The 16957-nt window shown below is 51.5% G+C and carries 13 protein-coding genes; 10 read left to right on the top strand and 3 right to left on the bottom strand.

Annotated elements, in window-relative coordinates; translation table 11 throughout:
- Positions 1–261: 261 nt before the first annotated feature.
- The 5 genes from PSTEL_RS25485 (at position 262) to PSTEL_RS25465 (ending at position 6996) form a co-directional block, all read left to right on the top strand.
- Positions 262–2568 (top strand): serine hydrolase, encoded by a 2307-nt coding sequence (locus tag PSTEL_RS25485; RefSeq protein WP_038699713.1) that lies wholly within the window; start codon positions 262–264, stop codon positions 2566–2568.
- Positions 2569–2819: 251 nt separating this feature from the next.
- On the top strand, positions 2820–4403 hold the full coding sequence (locus PSTEL_RS25480) for a spore germination protein (RefSeq protein ID WP_084065496.1): 1584 nt from the start codon (positions 2820–2822) through the stop codon (positions 4401–4403).
- Positions 4403–5632, top strand: a complete 1230-nt coding sequence (locus PSTEL_RS25475) for a Ger(x)C family spore germination protein (protein WP_084065338.1) — start codon at positions 4403–4405, stop codon at positions 5630–5632. Before PSTEL_RS25480 ends, PSTEL_RS25475 begins: the two co-directional genes overlap by 1 nt.
- Positions 5605–5847 (top strand): hypothetical protein, encoded by a 243-nt coding sequence (locus tag PSTEL_RS25470; RefSeq protein WP_038699711.1) that lies wholly within the window; start codon positions 5605–5607, stop codon positions 5845–5847. The genes PSTEL_RS25475 and PSTEL_RS25470 overlap by 28 nt, the downstream gene beginning before the upstream one ends.
- Before the next feature lie 48 nt (positions 5848–5895).
- Positions 5896–6996, top strand: coding sequence for a GerAB/ArcD/ProY family transporter (locus PSTEL_RS25465; protein WP_038699709.1), 1101 nt, complete (start codon positions 5896–5898; stop codon positions 6994–6996).
- Here PSTEL_RS25465 and PSTEL_RS25460 read toward each other — a convergent pair.
- Positions 6990–7880 carry an SDR family oxidoreductase gene (locus PSTEL_RS25460; RefSeq protein ID WP_038699707.1) on the bottom strand — a complete coding sequence of 297 codons (891 nt, stop codon included), beginning with the start codon at positions 7878–7880 and terminating at the stop codon, positions 6990–6992. The two genes, PSTEL_RS25465 and PSTEL_RS25460, sit on opposite strands and share 7 nt — an antisense overlap.
- Before the next feature lie 37 nt (positions 7881–7917).
- Positions 7918–8553 carry a ThuA domain-containing protein gene (locus PSTEL_RS25455; protein ID WP_038699705.1) on the bottom strand — a complete coding sequence of 212 codons (636 nt, stop codon included), beginning with the start codon at positions 8551–8553 and terminating at the stop codon, positions 7918–7920.
- Positions 8554–8799: 246 nt separating this feature from the next.
- On the opposite strand from PSTEL_RS25455, the gene PSTEL_RS25450 reads away from it, so the two are divergent.
- Positions 8800–10434: a GMC oxidoreductase gene (locus PSTEL_RS25450; RefSeq protein WP_052099053.1), complete on the top strand. Its 1635-nt coding sequence runs from the start codon at positions 8800–8802 to the stop codon at positions 10432–10434.
- Here PSTEL_RS25450 and PSTEL_RS26575 read toward each other — a convergent pair.
- A complete protein-coding gene (locus PSTEL_RS26575; protein WP_052099048.1) occupies positions 10415–11512 on the bottom strand; it encodes a lipocalin-like domain-containing protein in 1098 nt (365 codons plus the stop codon). The genes PSTEL_RS25450 and PSTEL_RS26575 overlap by 20 nt on opposite strands.
- Positions 11513–11979: 467 nt before the next feature.
- Between PSTEL_RS26575 and PSTEL_RS25440 the strand changes: the two genes are divergently transcribed.
- The 4 genes from PSTEL_RS25440 (at position 11980) to PSTEL_RS25425 (ending at position 16947) form a co-directional block, all read left to right on the top strand.
- Positions 11980–12654: a hypothetical protein gene (locus PSTEL_RS25440; RefSeq protein WP_245625033.1), complete on the top strand. Its 675-nt coding sequence runs from the start codon at positions 11980–11982 to the stop codon at positions 12652–12654.
- Between the two features lie 206 nt (positions 12655–12860).
- The gene (locus PSTEL_RS25435; protein WP_169744630.1) at positions 12861–14012 is read left to right on the top strand and encodes a polysaccharide deacetylase family protein; all 1152 of its coding nucleotides are present in this window, start codon (positions 12861–12863) and stop codon (positions 14010–14012) included.
- 243 nt (positions 14013–14255) lie between these two features.
- Positions 14256–15767, top strand: coding sequence for a malate dehydrogenase (quinone) (gene mqo, locus PSTEL_RS25430; RefSeq protein WP_038699699.1), 1512 nt, complete (start codon positions 14256–14258; stop codon positions 15765–15767).
- Positions 15768–15996: 229 nt separating this feature from the next.
- A complete protein-coding gene (locus PSTEL_RS25425; RefSeq protein ID WP_038699697.1) occupies positions 15997–16947 on the top strand; it encodes an SMI1/KNR4 family protein in 951 nt (316 codons plus the stop codon).
- Positions 16948–16957: the final 10 nt, after the last annotated feature.

Raw genomic sequence — 16957 nt, 5'->3', positions numbered from 1 at the left:
GTTGAACTGATTATCCTCTTTCCCTGGTACGCATCGTCGTGCCCGATTACGACGACGCCACGACAATCGCTATTGATCGATCCTCAGAACAAGGCTTGCGGATAAAATGGATGAGCCAGACTGTGTCTATCATCTATATTTTCTTATAAATCAATAAAAATCTATTAAAATATTGATATATAAAATAACATGGGTATATAATATGTCCGATCATATCCATTCTTGCGTAAGGAAATATAACAATTCATTCGGGAGGCTATCATGCGCAAAAAATCCAGAAGTCTCAAAGTCTTGACGGCAGTCACCTTATCCGCAGCACTGCTGCTGCCGTCCGTTCAAGCGCCGTCCGCTTACGCGGCTGCTTCCGGCGAACATCTGACCGGCTTGGCAACCGTGCTTCAGCCCATTATCGATGCGGCTGAAGAGCATGGGGTCGGCGTATCGGTCGACATCGAAGATTTGAGCGGTACATACGGACATGAGACGATCGAGCTCGGCTCTCAGGATGCCTATTACTCCGCAAGCATTATCAAGCTGGCGTTGATTGCGACCCTTATGCAGGAAGTAGATGCCGGCCAGCACACGCTGGATGAGACGCTGACGGTGAAGCCTGAAGATGTCGTCGGCGGAGCCGGTTCGCTGCAGAAAGAGAAATTCCCGCAGGATGTGACGATCGGGCGGCTGGCCAAGCTGATGATCACGCAGTCGGACAATACCGCAACGAACGTCCTGATCGGCCTCGTCGGCTTCGACAAGGTTAACGCGTTCATCAAGAGCCAAGGCTTCACTGTCACCCATCTTGGACGCAAAATGATGACCCCGGCCAAATCTCCTGCCGAGGATAACTATACGAGCGCCCCCGAGATGCTCACTTTGCTTGATCGAATCTATAACGCGGAGGTCGTGTCAGCGAAGTCCCGCGACCAGATTCTCGAGTGGATGAAGGCGCAGGAGGTCAATACGAAATTCGGCGCCGTGCTGCAGGGCAAGCCGATTGCACATAAGACCGGGGAGCTTGGGGACGTCAGCCACGACGTCGGCTACTTCCTCATTCCGGGCCGCGAAATCGCGATAGCCGTACTTACGAAGGTGCTGAAGCCGGAAGACGCCGGCAAAGCCCAGGAGCTCGACAACCCTTACGTGCAGCGCATCGCCAAGGCAACATACAACTATCTGTCCGACCATCCATCATCTGCGGCTTCTACCGCTTCGGCATGGCCGGCTATGTCTCTGGCGGTTGCCCCAATCATCGACGCAGCCGAGAGGGAGGGCATTCGCGTGTCGGTCGACATCAAGGATTTGAGCGGACAAGCTGGCGGCGCCGAAGTTCTGCTGGGATCGCGGCAGTCTTATATGCCGGCCAGCACTATCAAAATGGCGCTTGTATCGACCCTGATGCAGCAAGTGGACAAGGGCGCATTAACGCTGGGCCAGAAGGTGACGGTTGAACCGGACGATGTTGTCGGAGGCACGGGATCGCTCCAGAAGGAGACTTTCCCGCAGGATGTGACAATCGAGCGGCTAGCGCGGCTGATGATCACCCAGTCTGACAATACTGCGACCAACGTGCTGATCGACGTTGTCGGATTGGACAAGGTTCAGGCGCTCATGGATCAATTGGGTCTTAAGACGATGCATCTGGGCCGCAAGATGTTTGCCGCAGCGCCGACACCGGCGCAGGACAACTATATCGACGCGGCCGACCTGGTGACGCTGCTTGCCAAAATCTACAACCATGAGTTTCTGTCCACCCAATCGAGTGAGCAGATTATCAATTGGATGAAGGCGCAAGAGGTGAACACGAAGTTTGGCGCCGCGCTGCCGGATGCTCCGATTGCCCACAAAACAGGCGAGAATGCGAACGTGACCCATGACGTCGGCTATTTCCTCGTACCGGGCAAGGAGGTCGCCATCTCCGTCATGACCGAGGTCACGACGACGGGCAGTTTCGATGAGGCACAGGCGATTGGCAATCCGGTCGTGCAATCCGTCGCTAAGGCGGTATACAGCAGCCTGACCAATAATGTAAAATTCACGGATGTGAAGCCCGGCTACTGGGCGGAATCGCTAATTGAGAGCGCCGCTGCCGCGAATGTCGTAAAGGGAAGTACAAGCAGCACGTTCAGTCCGGAACGCGATATTACTCGCGCGGAATTCGTCTCCCTGCTTGCGCGGTCCCTCGGTCTTGCGGCTTCCACCGGCGGTCAGCCGTTTGCCGACGTCCCGAGCGAGGCCTGGTATGCGTCAGACGTCGCTGCCGCTCAAGCGGCGGGCATCGCGCTCGGATCGGACGGCTCCTTCCGGCCGAATGCTTCGATCAGCCGCGCGGAGGTCATGTCCTTGATTACCCGGGCCTATGAATACAAGCATGGCAAGGTCGCCGTACCTTCGGCAGCCGCCTCCTTCAAGGACGGAAAGAGCATACCGTCCTGGGCGAGCGAGGCTGTCGCCAAAGCAGTCTCCCTGCAGCTTGTGAACGGCTATCCGGACGGCACCCTCCGTCCCGGCAATCCGGCCACGAGAGCCGAAGCTGTGAAGCTCATCGCAGATTTGCGTTTTCAGCTATAATCCGAATCCGATCATAAAAGAGAAGGGCGCGAAAGACCTGAATGAACAGGTCCTTCGCGCCTTTTTTTGCGACCATAATGCAGGGCTTGCTTACGGTAGCCTTACTCATCGCTTGCCGTTCCTTCCAGTATGCTTGCGCGCATAATTTCGTATGAGAGAGGGAAACCGGGGCATACTGTCCCTAAAGCTTGTCACCTTAACCGATAAATACCGGTCATTGTTAAAATTTCAGCATAAGGATGTCGTTGATGATGCAGGAGAACAATTCAAACCATAAACCTGCCGAGCGTACAACGCCAGAGGCTTCCTCAAATCAAAAGGGCAAGACAGCAGGGGAAACGGGGCAAACGCCGATTTCACCGTGTCTGCAGGACAATCTGAAGCGGATTCAGGATACATTTCAGGACTGCAACGACCTCACCATAATTCCCTGGAGCTATGGTCCTTCCTTGGAATATAAGGCGTTCTCCGTTTATTTTGACTCGCTGATCCAGAACAAAAAGACCAATTACATGAAGGAATCGCTGCAGGATTTGGTTACACATGAAATCGGACCGGCGACAACGATTACGCCTGAAGTGATTAAGAGCTTTTTTGCGAATAACGGGGTATCGGCCCAGTCGGCTAACGTCGAGGATGATTTCACGAATGCCGTCAATTCTGTCCTGGAAGGCAGCATTGTCATCTTCTTTGACCAATGGGACAAGGCGCTAAGCTATTGTGCGTTCGGGATACAGCTGCGCCAGGTTGCGGAGCCGATTACGGAATCGGTCGTGCAGGGGCCTCATATGAGCACTATCGAGGATCTGGAGACGAATATTGGCTTAATCCGTTTTTTGCTGAAATCGAGCCGTTTGAAGCTTCAATCATTAACGGCGGGCAAGGAGAGCAGAAGGAAGATCACCTACGGATACCTGGATGGTGTCGTGAATCCAGAGACATTATCCGAGTTCAAGCGGAGGATCTCGCAAATTGACCAAGAGGAGATTCTGGAGACATCCTACCTGGAGGAATGGATCGGGGATTCGCGTTATACACCTTTTCCCCAGGTCCGATATACGGAAAGACCGGATACGGCGGTAGCCGCACTGCTGGACGGCAAGATTATTGTAATGGTAGACGGAACACCGACCATTCTGATTTGCCCCGGGCTCTTCTTTGAGTATTTCTCATCAAGTGAAGATTATTATCACAACACGGTCTACTCCTCATTGATCAGAATACTCCGGATCGGCGCATGCATCATAGCGCTGCTGCTGCCAAGCTCCTACATTGCCTTAACTACCTTTCATTCGGAATTAATACCCACCATTTTGCTGCTTGCCATTCTGGATACGCGGGAGGGGATTCCGTTCCCCGCCTTTGTCGAGGCGCTGCTTATGGAATTCTTCTTTGAACTGCTCCGGGAAGCCGGCATACGCCTGCCGCGGCCGATCGGTTCCGCCGTCAGCATTGTCGGAGCGCTCGTAATCGGACAGGCGGCAATCCAGGCGAAGATCGCATCCCCGGTGATGGTCATTGTTGTCTCCCTGACGGGGATCGCATCGTTTGCCCTTCCTCAATACAGCATGTCCATCGCCATCCGCGTCTTGCGGTTTCCTTTGATGGCTCTGGCGGCAACGCTTGGAGGATTCGGTGTTATGCTCGGTCTGCTGCTCTCCTTTCTTCACTTGTCAAATATGAGATCGCTCGGACAACCGTATCTGTCCTCTGCCGCACCGCTTGATGTGAAGCAATTTCGGGATATTTTCGTTGTATTCCCCCGTCAAATCCTGCTGCATGCACCCAGGAATCGCCATCTGCACAAGCTTAAAGGAGGAGGGAGAAAGGCATAATGAGAAGATGGATTGCCGTTACCCTGTCCATTCCGCTAGTTCTCCTCACATCCGGCTGTTGGGATAAAACGGAATTGACGGAGTTTGGGTATGTCCAGGCAGTAGCGCTTGATAAGGGAGAACAGGGGAAAATTGCGCTTACCACCCATTTCTATAGTCCTACCAGCGGGGAGGGGACGGGGGGAGACAGCAAGAAGACGCCGGCAAAAGGCATCAGTATACGAACAGAGGCGAACACTGTCTTTGAGGCGATACGCGATATCCCCATTCGTTACGGACGCAAGGCGAAGTGGGATCATATACGTGTGATTCTCATAGGAGAAGAGTTGGCCAAGGAAGAGGACATTCGGGAAGTGCTTGATTTCTTCTCGCGAGATCAGGAGCCAAGGCCGACTGTTCCTGTAATGATCGCTGGAGGGAATGCAGGAGACCTGTTCAAAATCAAGCCGTTTATTGAGAGTACGATCGGACAACAGCTGCAGGAATTGCTGAAAGCCGGTGCAAAGTATACGGCCAAGACATCTAAGATTCCGTTCTTTGATCTTGCCTTGCAGTTCATGGGCGAGACAGATGTTGAGAATCTGCCGTATGTCAAGGAGACCGGCCCGTCCCGGGTTATTACCGCGTCCGGAGTTGCCTTGCTCAAGAACGGGAAAATGACCAGCGTCGTGCCGCCTGCCGATACCGAATCATTGATGATGCTTCTGAATAAATATGATAACGGAATTATAGAGTTTCCTTGTCCGGAGTCGTCTGAAGAGGATAAGAGAAGGATGGAATCCTTCGAGGTCATGTCACTAAAGACGAAAATAAAAACGGATACGAAAAGAGAAAGGGCCGTTATTCATATCTCAACCCGGATTGGCGGATCGCCTGGCGAGCTTACCTGCACTACAATCAAAACAGAAAAGGATGAGGAGCGTCTGGAAGATCATATTCAAAAATGCATCGAGAGCCGCCTGCAGAAAGTGATCGCCGCATTCCAGGAACAAAAGATGGACGTGATTGGCGCCGGAGATCAAATCTACCGGAAAAACCCCCGGTTGTGGAAACGCTGGAAACCAACATGGGACAAGCGTTTTGCAGAGAGCCGGGTGGACATTCATGTTGACGTTAACTTTTCGGATGCGGGAATCAAGTCGACTACGCCGTTCGGAAAAAAAAGAGAAGTAACATATTCCACGCAAAGAGGAATGCGCATATGTGGGCAAAAACAGCCTTTCTCCTGATGATTTACCTCGTGATTCTGGCAAGTGACGTGCCAAAGGTGATGAAGAGCCGGCCTAAAGAGCGTGTCGCTTATATAAGCATCATGTTAATCACTGTATATCTAGGCTTTGATTTCGTTCTGGGGAAGCACTGGCCTGATCTCAACACCTTGATCGACTATGTTTTGAAGCCTCCTTCCGATCAAATTATGAAATACTTGAAGCCTTCTTCCTGATCCGTCCAGACGACAGGCGGGGAACATTGTTTTTTATGGGAGGATTATATGTACAAGAAAGAATCCATAAGCGCATCACAAATGTCGGTTCTTTTTTTTGTTTATATGACAGGCTCTGCGATTATCAACATTCCCGGACCTCTAACGAGCTTTGCCAAAACAGGAGCATGGATTTCCCTTTTGATATCATGGAGCCTGGGTGTGATCTTTCTATTGGGCCTGCTCTATTTAAACCGGCAGCACCCGGGACTCAGCTTTATTGACTACAGCCGAAAAATGATCGGCGGCCCGTTTACGGTCCTGCTCGCGATTCCGTTCATTACTCTCGTTCTGCATATGAGTGCCGGAATCGTACTGGATATCGGATTATTCTTTAGAAGCTCCATGCTGAGAGAAACGCCTATGTATGTCATTCACGCCTGTGTATTCCTTATTGTTTCATTGACTGCCCGCTCGGGCATCGAGACGATGGCGAGAATGTTCACCGTCCTCATTTCCGTCACCGTGTTGTCCGTAATTGTAACTTTGTTATTGTCTATTTACTATTTCAAACCGGAGCATCTGTTTCCCATTGCTCCTGAAGGAATCAGACCGATTCTGCATGGCGCATATTTTACCTCCGGATTTCCGTATGGTGAAATTTTTCTGTTCTCCATGCTGACGCCCTACGTCCGCAAGGAGGACCGGGAACGCTTCGAACATGGCATGCTGCTCGCTATGGTGGCGAACGGCATCTGCTTCATCCTTGTAACAGTATGCGCCATTATGGTTCTGGGCCCGTTATGCGGCTCGGTTAAATATACATTGTTCCAGATTGCCCGGTTGATCGATATCCAGGATATTATTGAGCGAATCGAATCCATTATCGGTTTTGCACTGGTTGTCGGCTCCTTTATGAAAGCGACGATTGCGCTGCTGGTGCTGGCCTTAACGGTTGCCCGGCTGTTGAAGCTTACGGATTATCGGATATTGATTTTCCCGCTTGCGCTGGTCAATTTCTTGCTCTCCATCGTGCTCTATAAAGGTGAGACCAGATGGAGCGAAGTCGTAGGGAACGTTTGGCCGCTGTGGAATGCGATCGCCAATGTGCTTCCTTTGATCATTATGACACTCATCACGCTGTTCACGGCCAAGAAGCGGTCTCATTGACCAAAGTAGCTTCCGCCGTTAACATGGATTACCTGCCCCATTACATAGGAAGAATCGTCGGAGGCCAGGTATACGTAAGCCGGGGCGAGTTCAACAGGCTGGGCGTCTCTTCTCATGGGGGAGTCAAAGCCGTTGGATGCGTAAGCTTCCGGAGGGAAGGAGGCCGGGACCAGAGGGGTCCAGGTAGTGCCTGGAGCAACGGCGTTGACACGTATTCCACGATCGATTACCGAAAGCGCCAAGGAACGGGTAAACGCACTGATTGCCCCTTTGGTTGAAGCGTAATCAATCAATACCTTGTAGCCGCTTGTTGCCGTTTCGGAGCTGGTATTGATAATCGCGCTTCCAGGCTTTAAGTAAGGCAATGCCGCTTTGGTCAGAAAGAACATCGCAAATATATTGGTTCGGAACGTCAATTCAAGCTGTTCGCGGGTGATGTTCTCAATGCTCGGCTGGTAAAATTGCACCGCTGCGTTATTGACCAGAATATCGATTTTGCCGAACGTTCGCACGGTCAGGTCCACCACATGCTTGCAAAAATCCTCATCCCCAATATCTCCGGCAATCGTAATGCATCTCCGGCCCAGCTCCGTTACTCTCGCCCGCGTCTCTTCGGCATCTCCGTGTTCGTTGTAGTAGACAATGACAATGTCCGCTCCCTCTTTGGCAAAAGCATAGGACACCGCCCTTCCGATGCCGCTGTCGCCGCCGGTAATAATCGCCAGCTTATCCGCCAGCTTGCCCGCAGGTGACTTATCCGCCCTCTCGGATACCGGTCTGGGGCACATGATGGATTCAATTCCAGGCTGCCCCGGCTGATGCTGCGGAGGGTAGAAAATAGGAACAGTCTCACATTTCCGGTAACTGCCGAATACGGGCTTCATCGTACCCCTCTTTTCTCGCTAAGTTAAAATCAGCCGTTCATCTCGCAGCCCACAGCAGTCCTCTTCGAACCATGGTCAATACTTGCGGCAGCAGCAAGATTTCGGGAGAATGCCCGAGAGCGTTAAAATAGACACGCCCTTCCCCGTATTTCTTGATCCAGGACACCGGCATCACAACCGGTCTCCATATCAGAGGTGGCTTGATACGGTCGAAATAGGTAGTCGTAAGCACATGTATAGACGGATCGATGATCATATACCATTGCTCCGTAGTTACGGTAAAATCACAGATTCCCATGACCAGCGGATTGTTCGGATCGGCGATATGGACCGTGTAGGTAACCCCGGTATCTCCAGGATGTGCGAGGAACTGTCCGCCAACCATGGCGTGGTACTGGATTTCACAGCGGAAGGAATCTCCCATTCCGTGCACTCCGGCAATCCCGGTTCCCTTCTGAACGGCATTCGTGAAATTGCCGAGTTGCTCCGGAGTAAGCTCTCCCGTTGTCCATTCGGGAACGATTAAATCGGTTCGGGCCAGCTTCTCCGCATCGAGAAAGACATCCAATGTATCGGAAATTTCAACTTCAAAATGCTCCTCTGTCAGTATCCGAGCCAGAATTTGAGCAATCACCTGGGGTTGATGCCCCGGATATCCTCCTTGAACAATCAATGCCCGTTTCCTTTCCGGTTTCCGCCATGGACTATATGCTCCAGCGGCGATTGGTGGATATATCGTCATCGGATGCCTCCTTCCCTTTTTCCGGGCTTATTACCGAGTGTATGCGCTCCTGCCATGTTCAATGTATTTCAACCGCAGCAATCCCGATAGGCCGCAGTCTGGGCATTCGAAAATACCGGCAGGCATATACATGTACGGGATGACTCCGGAATTTAACGAAGAGGAAGGTGAACCTGCTTGAGAATTTATGTCGCAGGCCCGGCAGATACATTACGAACGGTTGCAGATAAATTCCAGATCGAGCTGGAACAATTGATTTCGATCAACGTGCATATTTCGGGACCGGACCAGCCTGTTGCCGGCCTGAATATTAATCTCCCCTCACCCGGTCCTATGCCCAATCCCTTGCCTGTTCCGCAGCCCGACCATTCAAAGACGTTCAGCAGCCCCGTTTCGAAGCTGGAATGGATTCCATTAACCTCATTGGAAAAAATGAGTCAGACCGAATATGATGTGCTCATTGCAGGCACTGGAGCAGGCGGTGGAGCCGTTCTATGGCGATTATGCCAGCAGTGGGGGAATAACGGAAAGAAGATTGGAGTCGTAGAAGCTGGCGATTTGCTGCTGCCGACCAATCTCATGAATGTCCAGACCATGAATCACCTGGACTATCTTGACATTGCCTATAACGATCCCCAATTTGCAATACCGATCCCGGGGACAAAATTGCGACAAGTTATCGCGCTTGGAGGAAGAACGTTGAAATGGAGCGTGGTTAGTCCGCGGATGTATGCGGCTGTTGCTTCCCGAGATTGGCCGGTTCCGGAACGGGAGATGGAGCTGTACTACAGCATCGCCGAGCAGGCGATGGGTGTGACGGACTATTATACAAAAGGCTCCCCGATCAATGAGATTTTTCTTAACCGTCTGTGGAGCAGCGAATATGCCGAAGCCATGAACGAGCCAATGGCCGCCGACCTCGAACCGACCAAATATGGAGAGATTCATTCCAACGTTTTTTTCAGCTCTATTGCGTTCCTTGCTCAGGCGTTGAACCCAAGGCCGTATGACCTTGCTGTATTGGCACGCGCTGTAAGGGTGATAACAGAGAGGGGAAGAGCAAGAGGGCTGCAAGTAATGACGCCGGATAAACGTTCCTTCGAGTTGAAAGCGAAGAATGTTGTCTTGTGTGCAAGCACTATCGAGACACCGAGGATACTGTATCATTCCGGAATACGAGGGAGAGCGATTGGCCATTACCTGACGAATCATTCGTACGCGATCGGGAAGGCCACATTCAATCATAAAGATTATCCGTATGTTTTAGGCACAATAGGCATACTGATTCCCGAAACTGGCGAGCGCCCGTTTCAGGTGCAAATTGGAGGCCCAAACGGTTACCGGTTCTATCATGACACACAGACTCCTTTCAAGGAGCAATTGGAAATGAATATTGCCGGAGTCGGCAACGTAGAATCGAGATTTGAGAATCAAATCCTCTTCAATCCTAATGTGCGGAATGAATACGGCATGCCTGAAGCGCAGGTTCAGCTTACATACAGTGATGCGGATTTGGCGGTACTGGGGCTGGCGGAAGAAGCAGTGAAGCATGTTTCATCCATACTCCAGACGCCGATGGTCTCCCTGAACCTTCAAGAAGCTCTGGCCGGCGATCATGAATCGGGGACTTGCCGGATGGGCCGCGATCCCGACACCTCCGGGACGAATCCATACGGTCAAGTCCATGGGATCTCCGGCCTTTATGTCGCGGACAACAGCGTGCTGCCCTTCCTTGGAGCCGCCAATCCGACGCTGACCACAGTTGCATTGGCCATGCGTACGGCGGACTATATCATTCGTTCTTCGATGTGACTGAGGCATAACCGACTAGCTCGGTGAACCCCTTCCCATTGATTGCTGCTCGGATACCTTGAGGAGAAAGGGACTCCCCCGTAACGGAACAGGCGCCTTCCCAGATCGCTTTAAGAGGTCCGATAATTGCAATTTCCTGGTGATTAAGAAGTGGAGCAACATGCAGATTCATCGCAAAATCAGGAAGGGATATATCCCATTCCACCGGGTATCTGGCGCCGGAATATATACTTCTCCAGTATTTAAGCGGCTGAAGTGACACCTTCTCTGTAGTCGCAATGGCACCGTCTGCAGCAATTAATTTGGCTATGGGGTTATCCGGTGACCCGGAGTGCGCCGGACGCAATCTGCTGATGAGTAGTTCCCGCCCATCCTCCAGCTGCAGCCCGAACCAATCCCAGCCCATTCCCGAGATAAGACCGTAATTCCGCCCCCACTGGTGGTCAATCCATCCTTCCCCGGTTAACGTTTCGGTCATTCCGGATTGCTGGAGTTCCCCGAACACCTGATTTCGGGTTATCGAATAATAACGGAACCGATTCAGGGCTCCTTCCTCATCAATGGAGGATACCGGCTTTAGAGGGCGGAACTTCAATCGGATTTGGAAAGAGGGGTCGGTTATGTGCAGCTGATAATGCGGCTCCGGCTTCTCTTCGAAGATGAATTGGGAATTGCCGTAATGAAGCCTGGTTGGGGAAGACTGTACGGAAGCATGGGTCAGGAGTACATGCGGCTCCGGCATGTTTCCCTTTAGCAGTTCTTCGTATTGCTGCCGGATCATTCGGTCCCCCGGATTCATAAGGAGATACAAGGGAAGATAGAGAACGATCATATGCTTGGTCAGGCTGCGGTCCAACAGCGATCGTGTCTCGACCTTTCCCTCGCGGAGCCGGACTAGGGAATAGATCAGATAATGGCCTTTCAACAGGGGCACTTCTCCAACCCGAAAGAAAGATACCGCCAATGCATAATGGTTGCCCAGGCTTCCTGTGAGAAAAGCATAAGAGTACCACCATTCCAAATTCGACGCGGGGTGATCGGCAGGATCGAAGGAGGTCAAACGTTGATTTGCATACATATCTCACATACACATCCGTTTTTTTTCTACACGGTATGTTGATCCGCCCAATATAGGTACTTGTTTAACAAAAAACGATTTGTAAGCGGATTCAATGGGGCTGTGCTTCCAATAGAAGAGGACGACAACCTGTCTAATTATGGGTGATCTGGGGGCGGTACAAATGCGAATTTGCACTTTCGAGGCTTTCAGAACGCAATGTCAAGCAGCCGATTCCGTGTGCTTAACTGCAACTTGGAACAGAATTTGGGCCTTTTGATTCCTATTCTCTACTTGATAATCGTACTTTTTAGGACCGGATAGGCCGGCATTAAGCTAAAAAAGGTGCTTTAGTCCCACTCCAAATATCGGTAATTATTCTATAATTGATTGGATAAGCATGCTATTTTGCGACATTTTTCCGCAAAAGGGGGGTAAATATGTTTTCGCCTTTCCTCAAAAAGAAGAACTCTTCTGAACAGCGAACGGTGCAAGATATAAATGAACAAACGGTCTCTGACTATATGCTTGAGGAACCTTTGGCAGATTCAGGCAATACCGAGACGGGAGAAGGGCGCGCTTACTCCATATTTTCCAATAAATCTCATATGGACAAGCCGTCTCTTGATCTGGTGTTTGCCGTAGAGCAGATGGTCCAGGCCAAACAGCGCGTAGAGGAAAGCCATAACGAACTGCAGGACCGATTAAACTATGCGAACGGGAACATCGAGCGGTTGAGTCGGGACCTGAAGCATTTGAATAAGGTCATTGAAGACCGCGAGAAGAGCATCCTGGAATTGGAACGGAAGCTGACCGAGAAGAACCTGAAGGTCGATCAGATGATGGAGGATTACCGGGAGCTCCAGACAGCCTTGTCCGATCAAACGGAAGAATTGAAGAGTCTGAATGAGCTGGAGCGGCAGAAATATGAAGCTCTTCTTCAGAAGAATAACGAATTACAGGCTGAGAAGAACAGAAAAATCAGTGATCTGGAAGAGAAGATCAGCAAGCTCGAGATCGAGTATACGCATGTGAAGCAGAAGTTCGAAGTGCAGCGAGAAGAGAAGGCGTATCTGGTCAACATTGTCAATGACTTTACCACACGCATGACGGCACCTTTCTCGCCAAAGACAGGCAGCAATGACGTGTCGTCATCGGAGTGAGTTCAATCGAATGACGAGAATATAAGACTGAGGGCAGAGAACGAATGGAAACGTATAGCACACAGGTGATAGAGTTGCTGTCGCTTGGGATAGTGCCGGATGGTCGTTTCCAGATCAGAATCGGTGTTACCCATCAGGACACACAAGCTTCATATGCGATGGAAATCGATGAGTTGACATATTCTTCTTTGAATGCGCTGCACCCATTGAATGGGGATCGTGTGCGTCTTTCCCCTTATCCGAAGTGGGACCCCTATCGAAATACGTATTATTGTTCGATCGTAAGAACAACGGATGCCGTAAGGGAGACGCTGTATTTCACTTGCACGAAATTGTTCGCGGAGCAGCTGCAGCGAATCCGGCAATTGAAGTCCTCCTTGATTCCCGGGTATGAGCTTGTTCCTGAGCTGCCGTTAGCTGATGCCGCCAATGAAGCCGAACCGCATCGAACCGGCCGAATGTCCGCACGCAGTATAAGGAAGGCTGCGCGTTATTTGATGATCGCCGGGCTGCTGGCCTTGCTGTGTATTCAGGTTAAGGACAACTGGCTGGCCAATAGCGCTGACGCCTTGAAACGGGATATGGGTGAGTTGAAGGCTGCGGCAACCACCGAGTCGACGAAAGCAGACTTGCCGCAATCGATCGGGAGTCTCCCCATAAGGGTTGAACCGGTACCGGTTGTGAAGAACATAGCTGAAGTGCAGCAAGAGACTGCACCGCCGCAGGAGACCGCACCACCGCCGCCGGCTGAGGAGTATAAAGAGTATGAAGTCGTGGAGATTGGCGCAGAGCAGCCTTTCTTTGGGCTGCCAAAGGGCTATGTGTCGCTAACCTTTGACGACGGCCCCTCTCCGTATACGAAGAAGATTGTGGACATCTTAACCAACAGGAAATTGGCGGCGACCTTTATGTTCATCGGCCAGAATGTCGAGCATAACCGGGAAGCTGTTGCTTACGCGAGTGAGCATGGGATGGCAATCGGCAATCATTCCTGGGACCATAGCAGTAAGCTGACGAAGGCAAGTCCTGCCGAGCAGGCCGCCAATTTAGCGAGGACCTCCAAGCTGTTGGAGTCGATTACCGATACTCCCGTTACCTTGTTCCGTCCGCCGTACGGCTTGATCAATAAAAGTCTTATTTCCAGCGCGGGTGGGCAGCAGCTGAAGCTTCTCATGTGGAACCGCGATCCGGAAGACTGGAATGCTGACAGGAAGGAAGATATTCTAAATTACTTCCATAAGGTTAGTGCCTCCGGAGGCGTATATGTGTTGCATGAAGACCGGCTGACTGTAGAGGCGCTGCCCGAGATCATCGGGTATCTGAAAGAGAAGAACCTGAAATTCGCCATTTTAAAATAATAGGATGAACCTTAGAACCCTCGATCCATGAATTTATGGAGCCGGAGGTTTTATTTTTTTATTAACGGAGATGCATAAAAAATTAGATAAATATTAAAATCTAAACCCAATAGTGATACACTAGGAATAGATATGAGTAGATCCAGATAACGTGTGCAACTAGGTCATACCTGGCTTGTTGTGGCGCCTAAGCAGGAGCGCCTGCATCCTTCCTGCAAATCGTAGGGGATAAGGACGGTAAACATGAGCAACCGACAAACGAAAACCGATGTGATCTTGATTGGTGCTGGAATCATGAGTGCAACGCTGGGATCTCTGCTGAAAGAATTGATGCCGGAGTGGAGCATTACCGTGTTCGAGCGGCGAGCAAGCGCAGGAGAGGAAAGCTCTAACGAATGGAATAATGCGGGCACGGGCCATTCTTCCTTATGCGAGCTGAACTACACCGTGGAGCAGCCGGATGGTTCCATCGATATTAGCAAAGCGGTCAAGGTAAATGAAGAGTATCAGTTCTCCAAGCAATTTTGGGCATACCTCGTAAATAGCGGCCGAATTCGGAATCCACGTGATTTTATCGTACCGGTGCCTCATATGAGCTTCGTACAGGGGCAGCAGGATGTCACTTTCCTGAAGAAACGATTTGAAGCGCTTTCACGAAACCCGCTGTTTCAGGGTATGGAGTTTTCCGATAACCCGGCCAAGCTGATGGAATGGATTCCGCTAATGATGAAGAACCGGGCGCTGAATCAGCCGATAGCGGCGACAAGAATCGAATCGGGGACGGACGTCAATTTCGGTGCGTTAACGCGCATCTTATTTGATCAATTGAAGAGCCGGAACGCTGATATCAAGTTCAACCATCAAGTCGACGATATGAAGCGAATGGGCGACGGCTCGTGGGAGCTGAAAGTGCGGGATGTGAGCAGCGGCACCGCAGAACGCCACACGGCGAGGTTCGTCTTTATCGGTGGCGGGGGAGGAAGCCTGCATCTGCTGCAGAAATCCGGAATTCCCGAAGGCAAAGGCATCGGCGGATTCCCGGTAAGCGGATTGTTCATGGTGTGCGAGCGGCCTGAAATTGTTGCGCAGCATCATGCCAAAGTGTACGGAAAAGCCGCGCTCGGCGCTCCTCCCATGTCGGTTCCGCATCTGGATACGCGGGTCATCGACAAGAAAGAGCTGTTGTTCTTCGGACCGTTCGCCGGTTTCTCGCCCAAGTTCCTGAAATTTGGCTCGATGTTTGATCTGATCACGTCAGTGAAGCCAAGCAACCTCACCACCATGCTGGCTGCCGGCGCCAAGAACATGTCTTTGACCAAATACCTGGTTCAGCAGGTGATGCTGTCGAAAGAACAGCGCATGGAAGCCTTAAGGGAGTTCGTCCCGAACGCCGAGAGCGGAGACTGGGATTTGGTAGTGGCGGGCCAGCGTGTGCAGATTATCAAGGATACGGCTGCCGGCAAAGGAACGCTGCAATTCGGCACGGAAGTGATCAGCGCTGCCGACGGGTCGGTCGCAGCCCTGCTCGGCGCTTCACCGGGTGCTTCTACCGCCGTCTCGGTCATGCTGGAGGTCATCGAGAGATGCTTCCCGCAGCATAAGATGGCCTGGGAGCCGAAAATCAGAGAGATGGTTCCTGCTTACGGCGTGTCGCTGTTGAATAATCCTGATATTTTGCATGACATTCAAGCTTCTGCCGCGCAGTCGCTGGGGCTGGCGGATACGGCGAAGCACGGCGAGCTGATCAACAAGTGATTACCCGGCGGGGTATATGCGGATCGTATGATCTCGTTAGGAAACTTCGGGGAATAGGGCAGGCTTGCTGGATGACAGATGGAAAGGGATACTCGCAGAGGGTATCTCTTTTTTTGCCGGAAAATTGCCTGTAGAGGCGCTACGGCCAGCTTGCCCTTGCAGCGCGTGGAGAAGTCCTCCCAGGAAGTGCTATAATCACACCAAGGAGTTAAAGTAGGAGGCATGAGGAATGCAGGATAATTTGCTGGATCAACTGGAAACCTGGCATGAGGAAGACGAATTCGACCAAATCGTCGAGGCGATTATGGAAATTCCCGAAGAGGACAGAGACTATGCGCTGAACAGCCATTTGGGAAGAGCTATGAACAATCTGAAGCGTTACGATGAAGCCATTGCCATCTTCAAGAAGATTGAACAAGAGGGGCAGGATGACCCGCTCTGGCAATATCGCATCGGCATCGCCTATTACTACACCGAGCAGTTTGGGAAAGCGAAGCGGGCCTTCAAAGCCGCAGACCGGCTGGCGCCGGACGATGAAGACACGCTGGAGTTCCTGGAGGCTCTGGAGGATACGGAGGATGAGGAGCCGGAAGAGCCGAAAGCGAAGAAGCAAAAGCCGGTTCAAGCTCCGCCAGCGAAGCGGAAAGCCTTACCTGTGAATACGGATACAGCGCTTGATCTCGCCGATTTTTGGGAGGACAGTGAGCAGGCCGACGAACAATACCGCCTCGACCCGCCAACGGATGAGCAGATTGCTTCGGTGGAGGACGAGCTGGTCTTCAAGCTGCCCGCTTTTTATATTCAGATGATGAAAGAGCATAACGGCGGGGTTCCCCGTAAACGTTACTTCCCTGTAGGCGATCCGGATTCTAGCGAATATATTGAGGTCACTGGCCTCCTCGGCATCGGCAGGGACAAGAGCCACTCTCTGTGCGGGGAGCGGGGCAGCAGAGCCCGTGTCATCCATGAAGACTATCCGGAGTTCGGCGTCATTATCGGGGAATGCCCTGACGAGAATGAAGTCGTGATGCTGGATTACCGCCCGTCCGGCAATGACGGCGAGCCTGAGGTTATTCATGTGGCCAAGGAGAATGGTAATAAAATCACGTATCTGGCTCCGAGCTTTGAAGCTTTTGTCCGTGGATTAAAGGATAGCGCGGAAGCATCGCCTAATGAATGATATCCATCGC

Origin of the sequence: Paenibacillus stellifer (genome assembly GCF_000758685.1) — a bacterium.
In the GTDB taxonomy this organism is placed as follows: Bacteria; Bacillota; Bacilli; order Paenibacillales; family Paenibacillaceae; genus Paenibacillus_AQ; species Paenibacillus_AQ stellifer.
This window is presented reverse-complemented; position numbering and strand designations above follow the sequence as displayed.

What these genes read in the sequence shown, in the direction of transcription:
- PSTEL_RS25425 (WP_038699697.1), top strand. Translation starts at nt 15,997, where the DNA reads ATGCAGGATAATTTGCTGGATCAACTGGAAACCTGGCATGAGGAAGAC.
- PSTEL_RS25485 (WP_038699713.1), top strand. Translation starts at nt 262, where the DNA reads ATGCGCAAAAAATCCAGAAGTCTCAAAGTCTTGACGGCAGTCACCTTA.
- PSTEL_RS26575 (WP_052099048.1), bottom strand. Translation starts at nt 11,512, where the DNA reads ATGTATGCAAATCAACGTTTGACCTCCTTCGATCCTGCCGATCACCCC.
- PSTEL_RS25470 (WP_038699711.1), top strand. Translation starts at nt 5,605, where the DNA reads ATGTGGGCAAAAACAGCCTTTCTCCTGATGATTTACCTCGTGATTCTG.
- PSTEL_RS25460 (WP_038699707.1), bottom strand. Translation starts at nt 7,880, where the DNA reads ATGAAGCCCGTATTCGGCAGTTACCGGAAATGTGAGACTGTTCCTATT.
- mqo (WP_038699699.1), top strand. Translation starts at nt 14,256, where the DNA reads ATGAGCAACCGACAAACGAAAACCGATGTGATCTTGATTGGTGCTGGA.
- PSTEL_RS25465 (WP_038699709.1), top strand. Translation starts at nt 5,896, where the DNA reads ATGTACAAGAAAGAATCCATAAGCGCATCACAAATGTCGGTTCTTTTT.
- PSTEL_RS25475 (WP_084065338.1), top strand. Translation starts at nt 4,403, where the DNA reads ATGAGAAGATGGATTGCCGTTACCCTGTCCATTCCGCTAGTTCTCCTC.
- PSTEL_RS25480 (WP_084065496.1), top strand. Translation starts at nt 2,820, where the DNA reads ATGCAGGAGAACAATTCAAACCATAAACCTGCCGAGCGTACAACGCCA.